28 protein-coding genes and 1 pseudogene are annotated in these 15,868 nt (G+C 50.5%); 10 read left to right on the top strand and 19 right to left on the bottom strand.

What is annotated here, in order from left to right:
* The first annotated feature begins 334 nt into the window (after nt 1-334).
* Together HPY90_RS00145 and HPY90_RS00140 are read left to right on the top strand one after the other, a co-directional pair.
* Nucleotides 335-751, top strand: a complete 417-nt coding sequence (locus HPY90_RS00145) for a hypothetical protein (RefSeq protein ID WP_287189759.1) — start codon at nt 335-337, stop codon at nt 749-751.
* Nucleotides 732-1,355: a nucleotidyl transferase AbiEii/AbiGii toxin family protein gene (locus HPY90_RS00140; RefSeq protein WP_287189757.1), complete on the top strand. Its 624-nt coding sequence runs from the start codon at nt 732-734 to the stop codon at nt 1,353-1,355. Before HPY90_RS00145 ends, HPY90_RS00140 begins: the two co-directional genes overlap by 20 nt.
* Nucleotides 1,356-1,658: 303 nt before the next feature.
* Here the strand turns inward: HPY90_RS00140 and HPY90_RS00135 are convergent, their stop codons facing one another.
* The gene (locus tag HPY90_RS00135; protein ID WP_287189755.1) at nt 1,659-1,871 is read right to left on the bottom strand and encodes an AbrB/MazE/SpoVT family DNA-binding domain-containing protein; all 213 of its coding nucleotides are present in this window, start codon (nt 1,869-1,871) and stop codon (nt 1,659-1,661) included.
* Between the two features lie 270 nt (nt 1,872-2,141).
* Here HPY90_RS00135 and HPY90_RS00130 point away from each other — a divergent pair, with 270 nt between their 5' ends.
* Both HPY90_RS00130 and HPY90_RS00120 read left to right on the top strand, forming a co-directional pair.
* Nucleotides 2,142-2,897: an SDR family NAD(P)-dependent oxidoreductase gene (locus HPY90_RS00130; RefSeq protein ID WP_287189753.1), complete on the top strand. Its 756-nt coding sequence runs from the start codon at nt 2,142-2,144 to the stop codon at nt 2,895-2,897.
* A 389-nt stretch (nt 2,898-3,286) separates the two neighbouring features.
* Nucleotides 3,287-3,508, top strand: coding sequence for a hypothetical protein (locus HPY90_RS00120; RefSeq protein WP_287189751.1), 222 nt, complete (start codon nt 3,287-3,289; stop codon nt 3,506-3,508).
* Here HPY90_RS00120 and HPY90_RS00115 read toward each other — a convergent pair.
* From HPY90_RS00115 to HPY90_RS00105, 3 genes are read right to left on the bottom strand one after another with little or no spacing between them, the layout of a single operon-like run.
* Nucleotides 3,480-4,046, bottom strand: a complete 567-nt coding sequence (locus HPY90_RS00115) for an SNF2-related protein (protein WP_287189749.1) — start codon at nt 4,044-4,046, stop codon at nt 3,480-3,482. The two genes, HPY90_RS00120 and HPY90_RS00115, sit on opposite strands and share 29 nt — an antisense overlap.
* Nucleotides 4,047-4,057: 11 nt before the next feature.
* Nucleotides 4,058-4,471 carry a type II toxin-antitoxin system VapC family toxin gene (locus HPY90_RS00110; RefSeq protein WP_287189748.1) on the bottom strand — a complete coding sequence of 138 codons (414 nt, stop codon included), beginning with the start codon at nt 4,469-4,471 and terminating at the stop codon, nt 4,058-4,060.
* Nucleotides 4,446-4,703 carry an AbrB/MazE/SpoVT family DNA-binding domain-containing protein gene (locus HPY90_RS00105; RefSeq protein ID WP_013174395.1) on the bottom strand — a complete coding sequence of 86 codons (258 nt, stop codon included), beginning with the start codon at nt 4,701-4,703 and terminating at the stop codon, nt 4,446-4,448. Before HPY90_RS00105 ends, HPY90_RS00110 begins: the two co-directional genes overlap by 26 nt.
* Before the next feature lie 135 nt (nt 4,704-4,838).
* Between HPY90_RS00105 and HPY90_RS16050 the strand changes: the two genes are divergently transcribed.
* Nucleotides 4,839-5,036 carry a DUF4411 family protein gene (locus tag HPY90_RS16050; RefSeq protein ID WP_353733624.1) on the top strand — a complete coding sequence of 66 codons (198 nt, stop codon included), beginning with the start codon at nt 4,839-4,841 and terminating at the stop codon, nt 5,034-5,036.
* Here HPY90_RS16050 and HPY90_RS00100 read toward each other — a convergent pair.
* Nucleotides 4,973-5,233: a hypothetical protein gene (locus HPY90_RS00100; RefSeq protein ID WP_287189742.1), complete on the bottom strand. Its 261-nt coding sequence runs from the start codon at nt 5,231-5,233 to the stop codon at nt 4,973-4,975. The two genes, HPY90_RS16050 and HPY90_RS00100, sit on opposite strands and share 64 nt — an antisense overlap.
* 132 nt (nt 5,234-5,365) lie before the next feature.
* On the opposite strand from HPY90_RS00100, the gene HPY90_RS00095 reads away from it, so the two are divergent.
* Both HPY90_RS00095 and HPY90_RS00090 read left to right on the top strand, forming a co-directional pair.
* Entirely contained in the window at nt 5,366-5,605 is a 240-nt protein-coding gene (locus tag HPY90_RS00095; RefSeq protein ID WP_287189740.1) for an AbrB/MazE/SpoVT family DNA-binding domain-containing protein, read from the top strand.
* Complete coding sequence (locus HPY90_RS00090; RefSeq protein WP_287189738.1) at nt 5,605-6,024, top strand: type II toxin-antitoxin system VapC family toxin; 420 nt, start codon at nt 5,605-5,607, stop codon at nt 6,022-6,024. Before HPY90_RS00095 ends, HPY90_RS00090 begins: the two co-directional genes overlap by 1 nt.
* A 308-nt stretch (nt 6,025-6,332) precedes the next feature.
* Here HPY90_RS00090 and HPY90_RS00085 read toward each other — a convergent pair whose 3' ends face one another.
* From HPY90_RS00085 to HPY90_RS00070, 4 genes are all read right to left on the bottom strand, one after another.
* Complete coding sequence (locus HPY90_RS00085; RefSeq protein ID WP_287189735.1) at nt 6,333-6,767, bottom strand: type II toxin-antitoxin system VapC family toxin; 435 nt, start codon at nt 6,765-6,767, stop codon at nt 6,333-6,335.
* Complete coding sequence (locus HPY90_RS00080) at nt 6,764-7,021, bottom strand: AbrB/MazE/SpoVT family DNA-binding domain-containing protein (protein WP_287189733.1); 258 nt, start codon at nt 7,019-7,021, stop codon at nt 6,764-6,766. Before HPY90_RS00080 ends, HPY90_RS00085 begins: the two co-directional genes overlap by 4 nt.
* 580 nt (nt 7,022-7,601) lie before the next feature.
* Nucleotides 7,602-7,988: a type II toxin-antitoxin system VapC family toxin gene (locus HPY90_RS00075; RefSeq protein ID WP_287189730.1), complete on the bottom strand. Its 387-nt coding sequence runs from the start codon at nt 7,986-7,988 to the stop codon at nt 7,602-7,604.
* A complete protein-coding gene (locus HPY90_RS00070) occupies nt 7,985-8,221 on the bottom strand; it encodes a type II toxin-antitoxin system Phd/YefM family antitoxin (RefSeq protein WP_287189728.1) in 237 nt (78 codons plus the stop codon). Before HPY90_RS00070 ends, HPY90_RS00075 begins: the two co-directional genes overlap by 4 nt.
* Nucleotides 8,222-8,715: 494 nt before the next feature.
* On the opposite strand from HPY90_RS00070, the gene HPY90_RS00065 reads away from it, so the two are divergent.
* Nucleotides 8,716-9,186, top strand: coding sequence for a nucleotidyltransferase domain-containing protein (locus tag HPY90_RS00065; RefSeq protein ID WP_287189726.1), 471 nt, complete (start codon nt 8,716-8,718; stop codon nt 9,184-9,186).
* A complete protein-coding gene (gene hepT / locus HPY90_RS00060) occupies nt 9,177-9,605 on the top strand; it encodes a type VII toxin-antitoxin system HepT family RNase toxin (protein ID WP_287189724.1) in 429 nt (142 codons plus the stop codon). Before HPY90_RS00065 ends, hepT begins: the two co-directional genes overlap by 10 nt.
* 339 nt (nt 9,606-9,944) lie before the next feature.
* Here hepT and HPY90_RS00055 read toward each other — a convergent pair whose 3' ends face one another.
* From HPY90_RS00055 to HPY90_RS00035, 5 genes are all read right to left on the bottom strand, one after another.
* Nucleotides 9,945-10,379 carry a PIN domain-containing protein gene (locus HPY90_RS00055; RefSeq protein ID WP_287189722.1) on the bottom strand — a complete coding sequence of 145 codons (435 nt, stop codon included), beginning with the start codon at nt 10,377-10,379 and terminating at the stop codon, nt 9,945-9,947.
* The gene (locus HPY90_RS00050) at nt 10,376-10,594 is read right to left on the bottom strand and encodes a type II toxin-antitoxin system Phd/YefM family antitoxin (RefSeq protein ID WP_287189721.1); all 219 of its coding nucleotides are present in this window, start codon (nt 10,592-10,594) and stop codon (nt 10,376-10,378) included. Before HPY90_RS00050 ends, HPY90_RS00055 begins: the two co-directional genes overlap by 4 nt.
* 134 nt (nt 10,595-10,728) lie before the next feature.
* On the bottom strand, nt 10,729-11,313 hold the full coding sequence (locus tag HPY90_RS00045; RefSeq protein ID WP_287189719.1) for a hypothetical protein: 585 nt from the start codon (nt 11,311-11,313) through the stop codon (nt 10,729-10,731).
* A 6-nt stretch (nt 11,314-11,319) separates the two neighbouring features.
* Entirely contained in the window at nt 11,320-12,282 is a 963-nt protein-coding gene (locus HPY90_RS00040) for a ParA family protein (protein WP_287189718.1), read from the bottom strand.
* A gap of 308 nt (nt 12,283-12,590) precedes the next feature.
* On the bottom strand, nt 12,591-12,728 hold the full coding sequence (locus HPY90_RS00035) for a hypothetical protein (protein ID WP_287189717.1): 138 nt from the start codon (nt 12,726-12,728) through the stop codon (nt 12,591-12,593).
* Here HPY90_RS00035 and HPY90_RS00030 point away from each other — a divergent pair.
* The gene (locus tag HPY90_RS00030) at nt 12,709-13,281 is read left to right on the top strand and encodes a hypothetical protein (RefSeq protein ID WP_287189716.1); all 573 of its coding nucleotides are present in this window, start codon (nt 12,709-12,711) and stop codon (nt 13,279-13,281) included. The genes HPY90_RS00035 and HPY90_RS00030 overlap by 20 nt on opposite strands.
* Nucleotides 13,282-13,626: 345 nt before the next feature.
* On the opposite strand, the gene HPY90_RS00025 is transcribed toward HPY90_RS00030, so the two are convergent.
* From HPY90_RS00025 to HPY90_RS00005, 5 genes and pseudogenes are all read right to left on the bottom strand, one after another.
* Nucleotides 13,627-14,754, bottom strand: coding sequence for a glycosyltransferase family 4 protein (locus HPY90_RS00025; protein ID WP_287189715.1), 1,128 nt, complete (start codon nt 14,752-14,754; stop codon nt 13,627-13,629).
* The gene (locus tag HPY90_RS00020; protein ID WP_287189714.1) at nt 14,751-15,062 is read right to left on the bottom strand and encodes a glycosyltransferase; all 312 of its coding nucleotides are present in this window, start codon (nt 15,060-15,062) and stop codon (nt 14,751-14,753) included. Before HPY90_RS00020 ends, HPY90_RS00025 begins: the two co-directional genes overlap by 4 nt.
* A 5-nt stretch (nt 15,063-15,067) precedes the next feature.
* A pseudogene (locus HPY90_RS16305) lies at nt 15,068-15,393 on the bottom strand (transposase); the annotation flags it as partial.
* Between the two features lie 44 nt (nt 15,394-15,437).
* The gene (locus HPY90_RS00010; protein WP_287189710.1) at nt 15,438-15,629 is read right to left on the bottom strand and encodes a hypothetical protein; all 192 of its coding nucleotides are present in this window, start codon (nt 15,627-15,629) and stop codon (nt 15,438-15,440) included.
* A 5-nt stretch (nt 15,630-15,634) separates the two neighbouring features.
* Nucleotides 15,635-15,868 (bottom strand): hypothetical protein (locus HPY90_RS00005; protein WP_287189708.1); only part of this gene is annotated, 234 nt, incomplete at its 5' end.

The following is a 15,868-nucleotide window of genomic DNA, read 5'->3' as shown; positions in this document are numbered from 1 at the left end:
CAGAAACGAGGCCAAACAGTCTGCTGCCAGGTTCCTTAGTTCCCTTTCCCAGCCAGAGCGCAGGTTGTCCGACGCCGGGAACTCTACCTACGGTTCAGCAGCACACGTTTCTTCATATTGACTAATTCGCCGACAGAATCGCCTATCCTCCTGGGTAAATTCGCTTTATTCCTCCATATTTCGCCAATATCTGTCGAAATTTTGCGATAGCTTTTGCTTACGTTATCCTGAATATACTTTCCTTTTGTAAGAAACTGTGGCTGCTTGTCCGAGCCCGGTAAGAATATGCGCCAGGGCGTAGTGATCGATTTGGGGTTACAATGAGGACTCAAAAATGCGAGAAATCCTACCCGGGATAATCATAGATCCGGAAGTCAGGGGTATCATCATCCTCTCAACATGGTCCGTGAGGTTTCTTTGTTGTGTTATAATGGGAGCAAAGCAATGGAGGGCCATCTTAACGGTGGAAGAAAAGACTTCGCTGTTGGAAGCCATCATAAACGCGCAAACTCAAAACTATCTTACCGAGGAGCACGCTGCCCGTCTCGTAAAAGAGCTGGCTTTTCCTGAGGAGTATATCGTGCAGATGTTCAATTTGTTTACGGAAGTACCACCAGTCACGTTCACCAGGTTTCAGTTAAAATACGGCCTCAAGAACCAAGACATAAGGCAGTATTATGAGACTTACGTGAAACCCGTTTACCCCAATGCTGAACTGGAGGACATGCTCAATGTGGCAGACTCTTTTTAAGACTGCCCTCGCCATTTTGGACGAAGCGGGGCTTAGCGCCGACGAATGGAGTTTTGGCGGCGGAACTGCGTTGGCTCTGAGATATAAACACCGCGAGAGCAAAGACATAGACATATTTATCACCGATGCCCAGTGGCTTCCTTACCTGACTCCCCGACTCAACCCAGGTTTACGCGGGCATAAGGACTACGAAGAGGCCAGCAACTACGTCAAGGTTGCCTTCGATGAAGGAGCGATCGACTTCATAGTGAGCCCCCACCTCACACCTAACCACTCCACTTTCGAAGACATATGCGGGCACCGCATCCAGGTTGAAACTCCGGTTGAAATCGTAACCAAAAAACTGTTTTACCGTGCCCACAGCATTAAGGTGCGGGACGTTGTCGATACCGCCGCAGTTTTTATCCACGAAGGCCAAAACCTGCTCAACCAAGCTTCTTTATTAGGCGAGAAGCTGGATATACTGAAGCGCAGGTGGGATGTCATTAAACCGTTTTACGATAGAGAAGTTGCCTACTTGGCCATCCTGGATACTGTGCTCGCCGCACAAGCACCCGTCCTTTTTGAAGAACTCCTTAACTGCCTGCAAGCCAGGCTCGCGTAGTTGGGTGGGATTACTAAACAACAGTGGTAATCATGCAGATACGACCCGAGTAAGCGGCACGATATTTCATCGTCCGACGGCAGTCCGTCGATGTTATCGGTCGCTATCGACCTCAGGCTGAGCGTAAGCCTGCCAGTAGTTACCACAAAGACCTACCTGCAGTAGTGCCTAATCGGCAAGCCGCGTCCCCATGGCTTTCAAGGTTAACATGGAAACAAAAGCCCTAGGACCATGACTGCCGCCCGCTAGGGTAGAAAAACGGGTCTGCAGCTTTACATCCGATATCAATTGCTTCACTATTAATCAAAAGTAAAGAAGAAGGGTGAAAGCCACGCCGGTCGTTAAAATATCTAAAAGCAGTTGTGTATAACTTGTAGTTTTTGGCGAAAGAATGATCTTGTCCCCTTGAACTTCTAATAATAGTTTTTGTCCCGGCTGTATGCCAAGCCTTTTGTAAATTGCAGCAGGCAAGGTTATTTGCCGCTTACTGGAAACTCTTACTATAACCTGCTCCACTTTATCTACTCCATTCAGTTCTTTTTCAAAGCCATCATAAACTCAGTAAGTGGTTATGACAACAGCGTACTGAAAAGAGAAGTTGATGGCTTTTTGATTTTCGGTTTGGCTCCTTCAAGGAAGAAGTAGGTATTTTGGAATGTCAGCCAAAAACCGAAGGGCTTTGTTGTCTTGCGGAGAATTAACACCAATTCTGAATCATGAATAAAAAAGCACTTTAAAGGCATGATAACTAAATGGAAAACTTATAAATAGGAAGGGGTCTTTCAATTGCCTTTACTACAAGATAAGGTCGCCGTAATCACTGGTGCAAGTTCGGGTATCGGAAGAAAGATTGCTTTGTATTTTGCCGAAGAAGGAGCACGAATAGTTATAGGGGATATCAGAGAAGAACCTCGTGAAGGAGGAAAGCCAACCCATCAGGAGATTATTGAACAGGGTGGAGAAGCGGTTTTTCAAAAGACCGACGTATCAGAACTTGATGACTTAAGGAATTTGATCAAAAAAGCTGTAGATACTTTCAACCGTATCGATATCTTGATAAATAATGCGGGTATCTTTATGATGAAACCAATTACAGAAGTTTCCGAAGAAGAATACGACAGGCTTATGAACATTAATGTTAAAGGCTCATATTTTGCGGCAAAGTTTGCCGCTGAAGAAATGCTTAAACGGGGAATAAAGGGAAGTATTATTAACATCTCAAGTGTTGCCGGAATTGCTGGCGCAGCCAGTGCCACAACTTACTGTACTTCAAAGGGCGCTATTACCAATTTTACAAGAGCACTAGCTGCCGAATTGGGCCCATCGGGAATCCGTGTTAACGCCATCAATCCCGGTGTTATTGTTACAGAAATGACCGAGACAGACGTTCCTATTGTAGGCAAATTTGTGGAAGGTGTTCCATTGAAAAGGGACGGGAAACCAGAGGAAGTTGCCGCTTGCGCCTTATTTTTAGCAAGTGATGAGGCCTCATTTGTTAACGGTCATAACCTGGTTGTAGACGGGGGTTATACTGCGATATAACCTTCAACTTCTGCGGCTTTTTGTCCCGCAAAAAATATTCTTCCCTCTACACTTTCTTCCATCGTTTGCTCAGCAGCCAATTCAAGGTACGTAATATCGGGAGTTGTTGGCCGCGTGTGGTAGTACCCATATACTTTGCGCATTGTCCCTAACAACTGCGATTCGTCCCTGCTTTGCGTACGGCAGCGTGGGAAAATGGAAGGTGTCCCATATCATGACACAAGGCGGCCATCCGCAGGACACGGCGCCAGTAGCTAAGTTTGTCTTTATTATGAAGTTCTGGAATAACACTCTTAATCTTATCATCAATCGCTTCCGGCCATGCTAAGGTAGGGAACGGCTACACTCCGGTACAGATTGGACGCCGGGAAGTTATTACAGAACACCCCTTGATCGAACAAAAGATATGTTTCAATCTTTGGGACTGGCAACGCGGCATCCTCAAGATCGCCTACGAACTGGCTTATAAAGAGCTGGGCCCCAGGTATCTGGCTGACCCTGCGGCGGCCAAAATACGTGCGTTGCTACAGAAAGAAACCATCAGGCGGGAGGAAGCTGCAAGGGTAGGGATAAGGGGGCAGATCAGTGATCATCCCCTCTACCTCGCCTGAGCAGAACCACAAGATGCATCTGGCCAGGCCTGGTCACGCCATGCTCAAAAAAGACGCATAGTATATTCAAGGCAGATCCCCCGTCTACCGGGTCCGGCATGTCGGGTATCCCTTGGCCCTGCCAAAAAGCGTCGGGATCTGCCGGCAGGACCAGCCGAGGCGCATCTGCCGATGGACGAGGTTCCTCCCCCAATGGGACGGCACCTTTCGGAACCGGCAGGGCCGAGTTATCCTTGAGAAAGTGGGCGGGGTGATTGCAGACCCGTTTTAGCTTTGACAGAGCGGCCAGGATCAGCCCCTTCCGTTCAATCCCCTCTGTTCGATCCACCGCCTCCTCAATCTCCCGCACCACCGCCGCGTAGAGAGAAGCCTGCTCCCGGGTGAGGGGGCAGAAAACCTTGATCTCCATTTTATCGGGCAGGTCGGCGATGACACTTTGGTCAGTCGTCAACCGCCGCAGTATAAAAGGCCCCGCCAACCGCTTCAAGGCCTGGGTAGCCTCCGGGTCCCGGTTCACCTGAACCGGGACCAGAAACATGCGCCCCTGTTTTAAGGCTCAATCCTCTTGATTTCCAGTAACCTGTCAAAATGGCGGTCGTAGGAATAGATCTCGACCCTATTTCCACTCGCCATTTTGGCAGCAACAAAAGCATCTGTCCAGTCTATGTTTTTTTCCACGTACCAATCTAGCGCCTTCCTTGCCACGGACTTGCTCGAAAGCCGCATGCCCCGAAGCAGCAATATCGGCAACAACAGCTCCCTTATCCTCGCCTTGGGCTGGCGGTAAAACTTTTCAAGCGTCCACACCACTTCGGCCATAACCAAGTCGGGCAAAAATACCTGTTCGGCCCCGCTTTCGACCCTCTGCAGCAGTTGAGAGCAGCGCTCGGCCTGACTGGGGTTGTCATTGAGGAGAAATCTCAGTATAACGTTGGCATCAATCGTCCTCGCCTTCGCCCGCAACCTCCCTCGCTACCTCCTCCATAACCTGCTGCCTTACTGCCAAAAAATCTTGTGCTTCGGACACCTTCACACTACCTCTTAAAGCAGCTATTCCTTCATCAGCCTTTACCACCTGCACCGAGTCCCCCTGCACGACAAAGCGCAGGCGGGTCCCCGGAGCTGCTCCCAGAACTTTTCTTATCTCGGCCGGAATAGTTACCTGTCCCTTTTTCGAAATCTTTACAACTGACATGGACCTCACCCTCATTCTTTACTTTAGATTGATTGTAAAGCTCCTTAGCTCGGGTGTAAAGCCCAGAACAAAAGCTAAGGCCCTATTTTCGCCAGCAATGGTCTGCTCTGCAGTGTTGATTGGGTTAAACGGGAGGTGGAGCGCGGGAACGACTATCTTGCCCAGTGGGCCAAGAAAGTTTTTGCCAGATGGTTTGACTCGACTGCCGACAAGGATATCGTGGAATGTTACGGTGAGGTTATGAATTGGGTCAACAGACAACACCAGTTTTATGACAAGGCTAAAAGAGATTTTGCCAGTTGTTCTTCTTCCTCGCGGTTCAGCTTCAGGTAGGTTTCGAAAAAAGCGGCCAACAGCTCCATCTGCGCCGGGTCCAGCTTCATCCGGGCCAGCATGCGCAGGAATTCTAGCTTTACGCGGACCCTTTCATCCGGCCTGAAGCCCATCTTGCTTAACAGCGCTGCCGCTACCGGATTATCGCTATGGATGTACTCCCGCCAGTCAAGTTTTTTTAACTCCAGTTTGTACATACGGACTTAACTCGATTTCACTTGACAAATATCATGCAACTCTACGACCGTCCGGTGCTTACGGTTGCACTTACCCAAGTCTAGTGCTACAATTTAGACAGGAGTATTACCGCGCGTGTGGAGGTGTGAAAAATGCCGATTGTGAGAATCACCGCCAAAGGGCAGGTAGTCATTCCGGCCGAGTTTCGCCGGAAACACGGGCTGCAGGCGCCTGGCAGAGCTCTGATAACGGAAAGAGACGGGCAACTGGTAATAACTCCGGTAGCAAGTGACCCTGTAACGGGATCCCGCGGGATTTTGCGTTCTAAGACCCCGTTGAGAGAAGCCCAAAAACGGCACAGAGAAGAGGAAATAGGCCTGGAGGACAGGTAATGAAGAACAGCCCGAAATGCTATATATTAGATTCTTATGCGGTTCTCTGCTACCTCCAGAATGAACCGGGAGCCCAAGAAGTCGAAGCGATATTGAAGGAGGCCCAGAAGGGGAGAGCCAAAATCTATATCACCTGGGTGAATCTCGGCGAGGTCTACTACCGCGTGTGGCGGGAGTATGGGAAAGACAAAGCCGCTGAGGTAATCGAGTTGGTTCAGGCATGGCCGGTCGAACTGCTGCCCGCCGACGCGCGACTCACCCTGGCGGCCGCGGCGATAAAAGCCCAAAACCGGCTGGCCTATGCCGACGGCTTTGCCATCGCGGCAGCCCAGATACACAAAGGCCTGCTGGTGACTGGCGACCCGGAAATCGAACAAGCTAGCCGTAAACTAGGCTTCGAGATAATATGGCTGGAGTGAATGCCGCAAATAACCTGTCCTTTCTGGCATCATCCAGCGTGTAGCCATCGTCTTTAACGATGCCGGCAAGGTCATTAACCAGAGCCAGGAGTTTTGAAAAAGGTGTTGCCCGGGTAATGCCACATTCACCCAATCATGCGATTTTGACTAGATGTGGAAAGGCCTGAATACGGCAATTTATGTGGTCACAGTTTATCCCCGGACAACTGGTTTACTTCTGCCCTGACTACCTCGACAGGCACACAAGCCTAGCAGAGCAGCAACTCAACCCCCAGTTAAAAATAAACCACAGGAACCGTCCCCGTGGTTTACGTGTAATCACCGAGAAGGATTACTTCCGGTGCATGAATCCTGGACCAGGACCTGTCGTTTCCAATAATTGCATCGCATCCATCTGCCTGGGCCGTTGCGATGATGAGTGCATCGGGTAGGGGTAAATCAGTTTCAGCTCTGATCGAGGCACCCATCTGGCTTATCTGACGCGAAACCGGCATGACTTTCAGCCCCGGAAACTCATTGAGCAACAGCTGTACCTTGGCTAAGGCTTCGCTGTCGTTCTTCTTAAGCGGTCCAACCAAGAGTTCGGCCTCCGTAATCGCAGAAATGACAGCTCGCAGTCTCCCCTCTTCAATAAGGATGAATAAAGGATGTAAGAGAACATCGTAAGGGCTGATACCCTGCAAAAAATAGATTATAACGTTGGTGTCGAGTAATAAACGTTTGGCACGGACCACTTTGTTCATGAATGCGTCCTGTCCCATGTTTCCCGTTCCTTTCTGACGTATGCGTCGACTTCTTTTGCAGTTCTACCGTAGACGTTCTTCACAGAACCCGCTAGCAGTTCTGTGTAGCTCGTGGTTTTTGGTGAAAGAATTATCTTGTCCCCTTGAACTTCTAATAACAGCTTTTGTCCCGGCTGTATGCCAAGCCTTTTGTAAATTGCAGCAGGAAGGGTTATTTGCCGCTTACTGGAAACTCGTACTATAACCTGTTCCACCCTATCCCCTCCATTCAGTTCTTTTCCAAAGCCATTATAAACTCAGTAAGTGGTTATGACAACAGAATACCATTACTTTTTCATTGCCAAACCCGTTATCCTTGAGACCCCGTCAACCGCTTCAAGGCCTGGGTAGCCGCCGGGTCCCGGTTCACCTGGACCGGTACCAGAAACATGCGCCCCTGTTTTAAGGCTCAATCCTCTTGATTTCCAGTAACCTGTCAAAATGGCGGTCGTAGGAATAGATCTCGGCCCTATTTTCGCCAGCAATGGTCTGCTCTGCAGTGTTGATTGGGTTAAACGGGAGTCGGAGCGCAGGAACGACTATCTTGCCCAGTGGGCCAAGAAAGTTTTTTTTGCCAGATGGTTTGAGAAGTCTTGGGGATCGATAGCAGGTACCGGAGAGAATACTGGAGGACACAGACTCCTATGCAACGAAGCAGAAGAAAGGCAAAATTGCCTTCGACGAAGGGGCGATCGACTTCATAGTGAGCCTCCACCTCACTCCCATTGGGGGGGGGTGCAGACCAAGCAAATTCTGAATATAGCAAAAATAAACCGCAGGAACCGTCCCCCTGGTTTACCAAATAACCTCCACGTCATAACGGCTAATCTGAGGGTCTGCCGTCAGGATAGGGAGATTCTCAATCTGGGCCTGGGCGATGAGCAGACGATCAAAGGGATCCCGGTGAATAAGAGGCAGAGTAAAAACGTGAAGAGCGTGGATCAAGTCAACAGGCAGAGGACTAACACCATTTACGGCCAGCTGCTCCATAACAAAAGCCCTCACGTCTCCCGGAATTATTAATTTGCCTAACCCGGCCTTGATCGCCATTTCCCAACCGCTAGCAGCACTGAAAAAGACCACGTTCTTTCCTTCTTCGATTATTTCTCTTGCCCGGCGAGATAGTTTAGGATCATCCGTTATCCACCATAAGAAAGCATGGGTATCAAGAAGCGCTCTCATCTCTCAAACAGCTCCTGAATGGACTCCGGAAGTGGTTCCTCAAAATCTGGGGCCACTACTATCTTGCCCTTGGCTGTTCCGGGAACCCTTTTGCGCGGCTGTTCCGCAAAGGGAACCAGACGCGCAACCGGCTTGCCCGCTTTGGCGATTATTATTTCTTCCCCCTCTTTAACCAGAGCGAGGAGTTTTGAAAAATGCGTTTTGGCTTCATGCACATTGACTTCTCTCGGCATTTTCTCACCCCGGTTTCATTTTAGACGCGTATATGGACTAAGTCAATAGCTAAGTCCATATACCTAAATCAGGGGGACGGTTTTTCTGGTTTACTTCTGCTCTGACTACCCCGACAGGCATACAAGCCTAACCGAAAAAAACCAAACAACGCTAGCCCCTACTAGATTATTACGTCGCTGTCGAGTAATAAACGTTTGGCACGGGCCACTTTGTTCATAAATGCTATCGAGCCATAAAATTATGTACGAAGTGCTAGATAAGCTTTATCAATGTCGTCGCCAATCAAAAAGTTGATCACCTCGGTTGGGAGGGGATGGTCAACTTTTGGGTTACCATTTTTCACTTCAGTGGTCAACGTTATCAAATGCAAAAAATGTTTTCGTCGCAGTCATGTGTTATAATTTTGATGACAATAACTGGGTAAAGGGGGTAAACGTTCTGTCACAGACCATAAAGAAAGCCTGCGCGAGCGCGAGGGGGGAGGGAAAGCGGAATGTCGCAACTGGTTAGAATTGACTTGGATTCCGTGATTGCAAAAGTTCGCACGGCCCTAGAAAACTTTCCTCAGGTAGCGGGTGCATATTTGTTTGGCTCTGCCTTAGAATTGTGCCGGCCAGAGAGCGACATCGACGTGGGACTTGTTTTAGAACCCGGCATCAATCCGGACAGTTTTGAAGCAGACCGGTTAGAAGCCGAAATCGCCCTAGCACTTACCCCTTTAGACGGTCACCCTTTTGATATTGTTGTTCTCAATCCTCACAACATCATCTTCTGTTTCGAGGTTATCAAAAGCGGCAGGCTTATCTACTGTCGCGACAGAGAACGCATCACGGATGTACTGGAATACGTATCTAGGCACTACCCAGATGTTTACCCGCGCTACCGACAAGCCTTAGACGAAATAATGGAAGAAATAGACTCCTTTCCCACAAAACAAAAGGAAGGTGCCCTCTTGTGGGATTAGACATCGAACGTATACGGCAGAAAAGCAGTTACATGCTGGAACAGGTAGCCAGCATAAGAGAGCTGCTGAAGCGAAAATCGAAGGAAGAGATTCTAGCCGATCTCTGGCTAATAAGAGGTCTAAAGTATTCTCTACAAACCTCGGTAGAAGCGATAATAGACGTCTCTTATCATGTGGCGGCAAAGGTTTACGGGTACGCTCCAAAAGATGCACGGGATGCTGTGCATTGTCTGGTGGACCGGGGAATTCTTTCCCAAGACAATGAAGTAATTTATTCCTCGATGATCGGTTTTCGTAACCGGGTAGTCCACGGTTATCAGGAGATATCCGCAGAAAGGGTGTACGAAATCGCAGATAAGGAACTCGATGATCTCCTCAATTTTGTCCGAGATATTAACTCTTTCGTTGAGAAGCTGTGATCAACTGCTACGCTCGTAGCCACGTCATCCGTGTCCTGGCTTGATTGATACGGTTTTCTACCATGACGAGTAAATACAACTACCTGCCTTCGCGGGGAACTTCTCTCGCAGGCATCATACTAATTCACCTCAAACTCATTATACACCGCACTGTTTTCGTACGTCGAGGTTAGTTCTGTTCCTTCAGGTCCTGGCTACCGATCAACTAACACCACAGAAACAATATTCGCTGGCTGTGTAAACAACTGATAATAACCACCTAATAATAACCACCTAGCAAAAGATAATCACCTGTTATCAGCGCTGAAGGGAGATATACGGTCCTTCAACAGCACCAAATCAACCACAAGAACCGTTCCCGCGGTTTACCTGTACAAGAAAGTTTTGGGGATCGATAGCAGGTACCGGAGAATTATGGAAGTCCTTGGTATTGCGGGTGACGATGTAGTCGGCTTTTACTCTTTTAGCAATGGCTCCGACCAAAGCATCTTCGAAATCTGTTATCTTACTGGATAAAGCGTTCATAACATCGGATGCAAGGACATCGGCAATGGAAACCAGCTTTAGCAACTTAACAATGGCTTCCTTGGATTTTGCGTGGTCTTTATTGGAACGCTGAAAGATATAGTAGATATCGGTAATAGTGTTAGCTGTAATCAATATCTCGGCCTTATTGAGGGCGGACAGTTTCAGCACCTCATAAGACGCGTCAAAGAATTCCTTGCGGTGCATCAAGACATCAAGTACGACATTGGTATCGATGAGTAACCTCATTGCCGGGATAACCTGTCCTTTCTGGCATCATCCAGCGTGTAGCCATCGTCTTTAACGATGCCCACAAGGTCATTGAGAATATCGAGTTTGTCTTCGCGTAAGCTGGTCAGCTTAACAATCGGTTTGTTGTTTTTAGTGATGATTATATCTTCTGTTTCCGCGAGCCGAAGGTATTTGCCGATATTGGTTTTCAGTTCTGTAGCGGTGATAATCAAAGCAACCCCTCCTTTCTGGTTCGGGTATAGTTTCGCATTTGTAGTATATTCAGATAGTGCGAATATGTCAATAAATAATGTGCGAATTGTACTGTGCGATATAAACTGTGCTGTCCAAACCCGTCCCCGCCAGGCTAAAACCCGTACTTCTTGCGCATCTCTTCCATAAAGGCCTCGTCGTCGGCCGGAAGCCGCCTGGCGATCTCGTCCGGGAGCCGCTTCTCCTCGAAATGACGCACGATAGCGCTCTTAACGTCTTCCCCATTCCGCTTACTGAGACCCCTTATGCTTAACCGGCGCGCCAGGTTATCCAGGTCCTTGCGAAAAAAAGCATCCAGGTACTCTTCCATCCGGCTCAAATCCATGTGCTCTAGTTCCGCCAACGTAGCCTCCAGGTCGCCCATAGCCATCTTCTTCCGGCTCGGCGACCCATTCCTGCCCGTTTTCTTCCCGTCCGCACGTTTCTTTCGCTCACCGCCGGCCCCTGCCCGAGCCCTTTCTCCCTTCTCAGCTCCCTTCCCAGCGCGCGAATGTTTCCCGTCAACTTCCTCGCCAGGCGTTTTCATAGCACCGTTCAGACCGATACCGCCGGCATCTTCCCACGGCAGGGCTAAACGCGAGGCCATATCGGCAATCATTTCCTGTATTGAACACCCGCGGTACCGCTCCAAAACCGGGCGCAGCGTGTCGATAACCTCAAGCAGCCTGTCCACCGTCATAGCCGCTCACTCCGAGATCCGGGCCAGGAATTCCACCAGGATACGCCGCAGCAGCCGCGCCTGCTTGGCAGCCGTTCCGCCCGACCTGGCCAGGGAATAAACCGGGCGTGCTTCGTGCAGGGCCCGGGGAATCGCGTCACCAGCAGTGAGGTAAGTATAGAACACGGAGTCTTGGTACCGCTCCTTTAACCCCTCGTAAATGGCAGCCTGGGAGCTTATCGGCCGTTTCTTCCTCTCCACAACCTGATTCATGATGATGCCCGCCAGTTCAGTCGCCCGGTAACAGCCGTTCTCTGCCAGCTCCCACATCCGGTTGAATTCCTGCACCTTAGCCACTATGGAGTGCAGCCCGTACGCCGAAAACCAGTCGGGAAGAGCCGGAATGAGGTAGAAATCGCTGGCGTAAACGGCATTCTGGGTGACGAAGTGCATGCTCGGCGGGCAGTCGATGAAGATGAAATCGTATTCGCCGCGCACCTGACTCAGTATCCGGTCAAGCACCCGGAACTTGTACATCGGAGGGCCCGACATGCTCTCCTTGAAATCCGGGCGGGAATACACTGTAAAATTCAAGTCCGTAAACACCAGGTCCGGGTGTCCCGGCAAAAGGTCCACCTTCTCAAACTTGCGCGCAGCGTCTCTCCTGACCGCTCCCCGCAGGATATATTCTTGAACCTTGGCCGCTGGGCTGTCACCGCTCAAGAAGGCGGCATAGAGATCAGCCACTGTTTTACTTCCCCGGGCCAGCATCTTCTCGAACTCCCCCGCACCCAGGCACGCGATGCTCAGGTTGCACTGGGCGTCGTTGTCTACCAGAAGCACGCGGGGCGCCTCTGCCGATCCCAGGTGCTCTTCGCGGAACTCCGGTTCCAGCATCTCCAGCCCCGTTCCTAGGTGATAGGCGATGGTGGTCTTGCCCACCCCTCCTTTCCAGTTAACGATGCTCGTAGTACGGCACTCCTTGCGCATTGTCGATTCCTCCTTCTTCCCGCAGGTCCTGCAGCTAATCTTGCCGCAAAACCGACTGCCGTCATCTCTTTTCGCTATTCCACGACAAGGTGCCCCGTTCCTCCTGTGAAAATTCGCCTTCTTCCGCCACTGTTCGTCACTTTATGTCGAAAGCTGCCTAAAACTAATCCTACCTCTCGGCGTCACATTCATTCCTTTTTCATGAAATTATACTTGCGTCAAAGACAATAATGTGTTAACTTATATCTCGGTAGCAATTCTTTGCAGCTATACTTTGGTTCATCTTTCGCAGGCGCAACACTTTTATATCACACGGCCGCCCAATCCGGGACAACCACCACCAAACGCATCATCACCCCGCAGGGGTTCACCTGCTGCCCGGCTCCGGGCCGACCCATTACCGCAAAGGAGGTACGCTCTTCCGCTATGAACGACTGGAACCGCATCGAACGCCTCTCTGCCGTTGCCGTAGTGATCAAGCCGGTTTACACAGAAACCGGGAAAGCTACGGAGGTAATTACCGCTGACGGTCAAACACTGCGAGACGCGCGCGACGTGAGGTCCGTCCTCACAGCCCTCTTCCGCTGCTATCAGATCGACCCCAGAGCTCAGAAAACTGCGGTCAAGAAACTCCTCGGCAAGCAACTCGCTCTCCCTTTTTACCTATCACCTGAGCGGGTATTCATTCCCCTTAAGATGCGGCAGCCCCGAGCGGAACACGATCCCGTGTACGGCTACGTCGACCTGAATTACATCTCCGGTATCCACCCCGCTCCCTACAACCGCTGCCGCCTGGTCCTGACCAACGGCACTGCTGTTGATCTTTCCTGCACCCGCACCACCGCTATAAAGAGCTGGGACTGCGGCACCCAGCTCGTCAAGTCACTCCAGCCCCAAAGCAAGAAAAGCAACCTTCGGGCTCGAGTTGTCGAAGTCGTGGACGCTATCATGGAACGACTCGAATTCGTGTGCCAAGGCCTGGAAAAACACTGGGATTAGGCGCCCCCTCGCCTAATCCAAGAAAAGACCCTACAGGCTTTCGCCACAAGCTCGGCGCCTAGCGCCGGGTATCCGGCCCGAACCGGCCTGCAAGGCCATAAAGCTCAGGCTAACGGATAAAGCCTCGGGGAGCGGTCTTGCAACGAACGTTTCAAGGACGCTCCCTGGCTTTTGAATCATCACCACAGCCCCAGATAGACCAATCTCTCAGCTACTTGGCAAGCTGGCACACATAAATCACGATGCCGAAGCTTTCCCTTCTGGGCTCCTCAGCGCTTTCCGAGTTTGTCTTTCGATTGGCGTATATAAGCATGTCATCTACGAACCCCCGTCACTAGGAGAGCCTCAGATTCGCTCGACCGCGGCCTCCATCACTTTGGCTTTGATCTCGTCTTTGAACCTATCCCTTGAAAATCGCTCCGCGTTTTTTCTTATGACGGCCCGGTCAAACCTGTCCTCGAGTCGCAAGAACTCGTTTACGGCCGCTGTTAGAGAGCTCACTTTCTGTTGGTGAAAGAAAACTCCGGTAGCCCTGTCGAACCCGGCTTCTTTAGCAGAAATCACCGTTTCTCGTACCCCATCCTTGCCATAGGCTATAACCGGGGTCCCCGCAGCCTGGGCCTCAACCGGCACGATCCCGAAATCCTCGTCCGCTGCAAATATCAAGGCCCTGGCTCGGGAAACAAGCTCAACAACCCGCTCGTCGGTCTGGTACCCCAAAAGCTCAACATTCTTTCCTGCAATCCTTTTAAGCTCCGGCATCTGCGGCCCGTCGCCCGCCACCACCAACGGCAGGCCCATCTCGGTGAAAGCCTCAACTACCAAGTCGGCTTTTTTATACGGTACTAAGCGGGATAAAAAAAGGAAGTAGTTTTCTTTATCTTCGACCACCTCAAACCGGGATATGTCAACCTGAGGGTAAACTACATCTGCCTCTCTCCGATACGCCCGCCAAATCCGCTTGGCCGTATAGCGCGAATTGGCTAAAAACTTATCCACCCGGTTGGCAGTTTGCACGTCCCACATCCTAATGTAATGCAGCACCGCACGGGCCACCGTCGCCTTGATACCCCGCTCCAGGTTATTCTCTCGCAAATACTGGTGCGTTAGATCCCATGCGTATCGCACCGGGGTATGACAGTAGCAAATGTGAACCTGGTCAGCACGAGTGATAACCCCCTTGGCCGCACAATGGGAGCTAGAAAGACTGACATTATAACCCGATAAGTCAAACTGCTCGATAGCCAAAGGGAAAAAGGGCAGGTATGACCTGTACTTTTCCTCAGCTTTCCGCAGCTTTTGTATGAAAGAAGTGTGCTCCTGGTTTCTAGAAAACCCAAGCTTTTCTACGCTGGCCTCAGAGCATACAAGAGTAAATAGCGGCGCTTCGGGCCAAAGCTCGTGAAAAACCTCAAGACACCTCTCAGCCCCTCCGATAGCCACCACCCAGTCGTGCACCAGGGCCAGCTTCATCTTCCCCTTCTCCTCTCGCTTAGCACCTCTTCAAACACAGCCAGCGTCTCTTCAGCCGTCTTCTCCCATGAGAAAAGCTTCGCCCTCTCCAGCCCCCTCTGGCGCAGCTCTGCGCGCAGCTTGGAATCTGAAAGGACCGTGTAAATCCCTCGTGCAATGTCCTCAACATCATACGGGTCCACGTAAACCCCGGCATCACCCACCACTTCCGGCAGCGATGCCACCTTCGAGACCACCACTGGCGTCCCGCAGGCCATAGCTTCAAGAGGCGGAAAGCCGAAGCCTTCGTACAGAGAGGGCAGTATCAACGTTTCTGCCCGGGTTCAACCAGTCCTTCCCACTCCAGAATCTGAATAATCTGAGTTACGCTCCGCTTAGGCACCTCGCGCCTTAAAAGGATGGCCTGCTCCAATATGTGGGCTGGAATGGCCTCTTTTGAGTTCCCTTCTCCCTTGCCTTTGGGTTTTAAACCGTCAAAACCTTCCTTCCGGTACTGGGAGAGGTAACGCCTTAAGCCTGTTCACAGATCCGGGCTTTCAATTGCCTGGCTTTAGCAGCATCGAGGTCTTCCGCTAGAAGCGGGGATAAAAGCTGCATTCTCTGGATTGCAATCTCTTCTGCTTTCTTTTTGTCTTTCATGCTGAATCACTCCTTGCTATGGTTTGATTCAGCATGAGTCTACTCTATAGCTCCCGAGGACAGAATGCAAAACGGGTATGTACCCAAAGATTAGAGTTTACTACCGGACGGACAATTCTGGCCAGCCAGCCGGGAGCTTCCCCTACCAACTGCCGGATCCTTTCGAGCACGGACCGGGAAAGGTCGGACCTGCCTTCCACAGATTCTATCCCGTAACGGGCGGCAATTGCATACATGCACCCTATAAGGTAAATGGCGGTTTCCTTGAACCACCTGCGCCAACGCCACAAGGTAGACTCATCACAAGCAACAGTGAGAGCTTTGTCTCCCTCAACCGCTGCTTCGATGCTTGTTTTTGATAACGTAAAAGTTGACCACCAGAGCAGAAAATGACCACGAAAAAGTTGACCACCCCAACCGACCTTTCCTGTAAGCTATGAAGAGCAAAACAAACATAGCTGCAGGAGGAAAGGGA

Source organism: Syntrophothermus sp., from assembly GCF_013314835.1.
GTDB lineage: Bacteria > Bacillota > Syntrophomonadia > Syntrophomonadales > Syntrophothermaceae > Syntrophothermus > Syntrophothermus lipocalidus.
This window is presented reverse-complemented; position numbering and strand designations above follow the sequence as displayed.

What these genes read in the sequence shown, in the direction of transcription:
- HPY90_RS00145 (WP_287189759.1), top strand. Translation starts at nt 335, where the DNA reads ATGCGAGAAATCCTACCCGGGATAATCATAGATCCGGAAGTCAGGGGT.
- HPY90_RS00140 (WP_287189757.1), top strand. Translation starts at nt 732, where the DNA reads ATGTGGCAGACTCTTTTTAAGACTGCCCTCGCCATTTTGGACGAAGCG.
- HPY90_RS00115 (WP_287189749.1), bottom strand. Translation starts at nt 4,046, where the DNA reads ATGTTTCTGGTCCCGGTTCAGGTGAACCGGGACCCGGAGGCTACCCAG.
- HPY90_RS00105 (WP_013174395.1), bottom strand. Translation starts at nt 4,703, where the DNA reads ATGTCAGTTGTAAAGATTTCGAAAAAGGGACAGGTAACTATTCCGGCC.
- HPY90_RS00100 (WP_287189742.1), bottom strand. Translation starts at nt 5,233, where the DNA reads ATGTACAAACTGGAGTTAAAAAAACTTGACTGGCGGGAGTACATCCAT.
- HPY90_RS00095 (WP_287189740.1), top strand. Translation starts at nt 5,366, where the DNA reads ATGCCGATTGTGAGAATCACCGCCAAAGGGCAGGTAGTCATTCCGGCC.
- HPY90_RS00090 (WP_287189738.1), top strand. Translation starts at nt 5,605, where the DNA reads ATGAAGAACAGCCCGAAATGCTATATATTAGATTCTTATGCGGTTCTC.
- HPY90_RS00085 (WP_287189735.1), bottom strand. Translation starts at nt 6,767, where the DNA reads ATGAACAAAGTGGTCCGTGCCAAACGTTTATTACTCGACACCAACGTT.
- HPY90_RS00075 (WP_287189730.1), bottom strand. Translation starts at nt 7,988, where the DNA reads ATGAGAGCGCTTCTTGATACCCATGCTTTCTTATGGTGGATAACGGAT.
- HPY90_RS00070 (WP_287189728.1), bottom strand. Translation starts at nt 8,221, where the DNA reads ATGCCGAGAGAAGTCAATGTGCATGAAGCCAAAACGCATTTTTCAAAA.
- HPY90_RS00065 (WP_287189726.1), top strand. Translation starts at nt 8,716, where the DNA reads ATGTCGCAACTGGTTAGAATTGACTTGGATTCCGTGATTGCAAAAGTT.
- HPY90_RS00055 (WP_287189722.1), bottom strand. Translation starts at nt 10,379, where the DNA reads ATGAGGTTACTCATCGATACCAATGTCGTACTTGATGTCTTGATGCAC.
- HPY90_RS00045 (WP_287189719.1), bottom strand. Translation starts at nt 11,313, where the DNA reads ATGACGGTGGACAGGCTGCTTGAGGTTATCGACACGCTGCGCCCGGTT.
- HPY90_RS00040 (WP_287189718.1), bottom strand. Translation starts at nt 12,282, where the DNA reads ATGCGCAAGGAGTGCCGTACTACGAGCATCGTTAACTGGAAAGGAGGG.
- HPY90_RS00030 (WP_287189716.1), top strand. Translation starts at nt 12,709, where the DNA reads ATGAACGACTGGAACCGCATCGAACGCCTCTCTGCCGTTGCCGTAGTG.
- HPY90_RS00035 (WP_287189717.1), bottom strand. Translation starts at nt 12,728, where the DNA reads ATGCGGTTCCAGTCGTTCATAGCGGAAGAGCGTACCTCCTTTGCGGTA.
- HPY90_RS00025 (WP_287189715.1), bottom strand. Translation starts at nt 14,754, where the DNA reads ATGAAGCTGGCCCTGGTGCACGACTGGGTGGTGGCTATCGGAGGGGCT.
- HPY90_RS00010 (WP_287189710.1), bottom strand. Translation starts at nt 15,629, where the DNA reads ATGTATGCAATTGCCGCCCGTTACGGGATAGAATCTGTGGAAGGCAGG.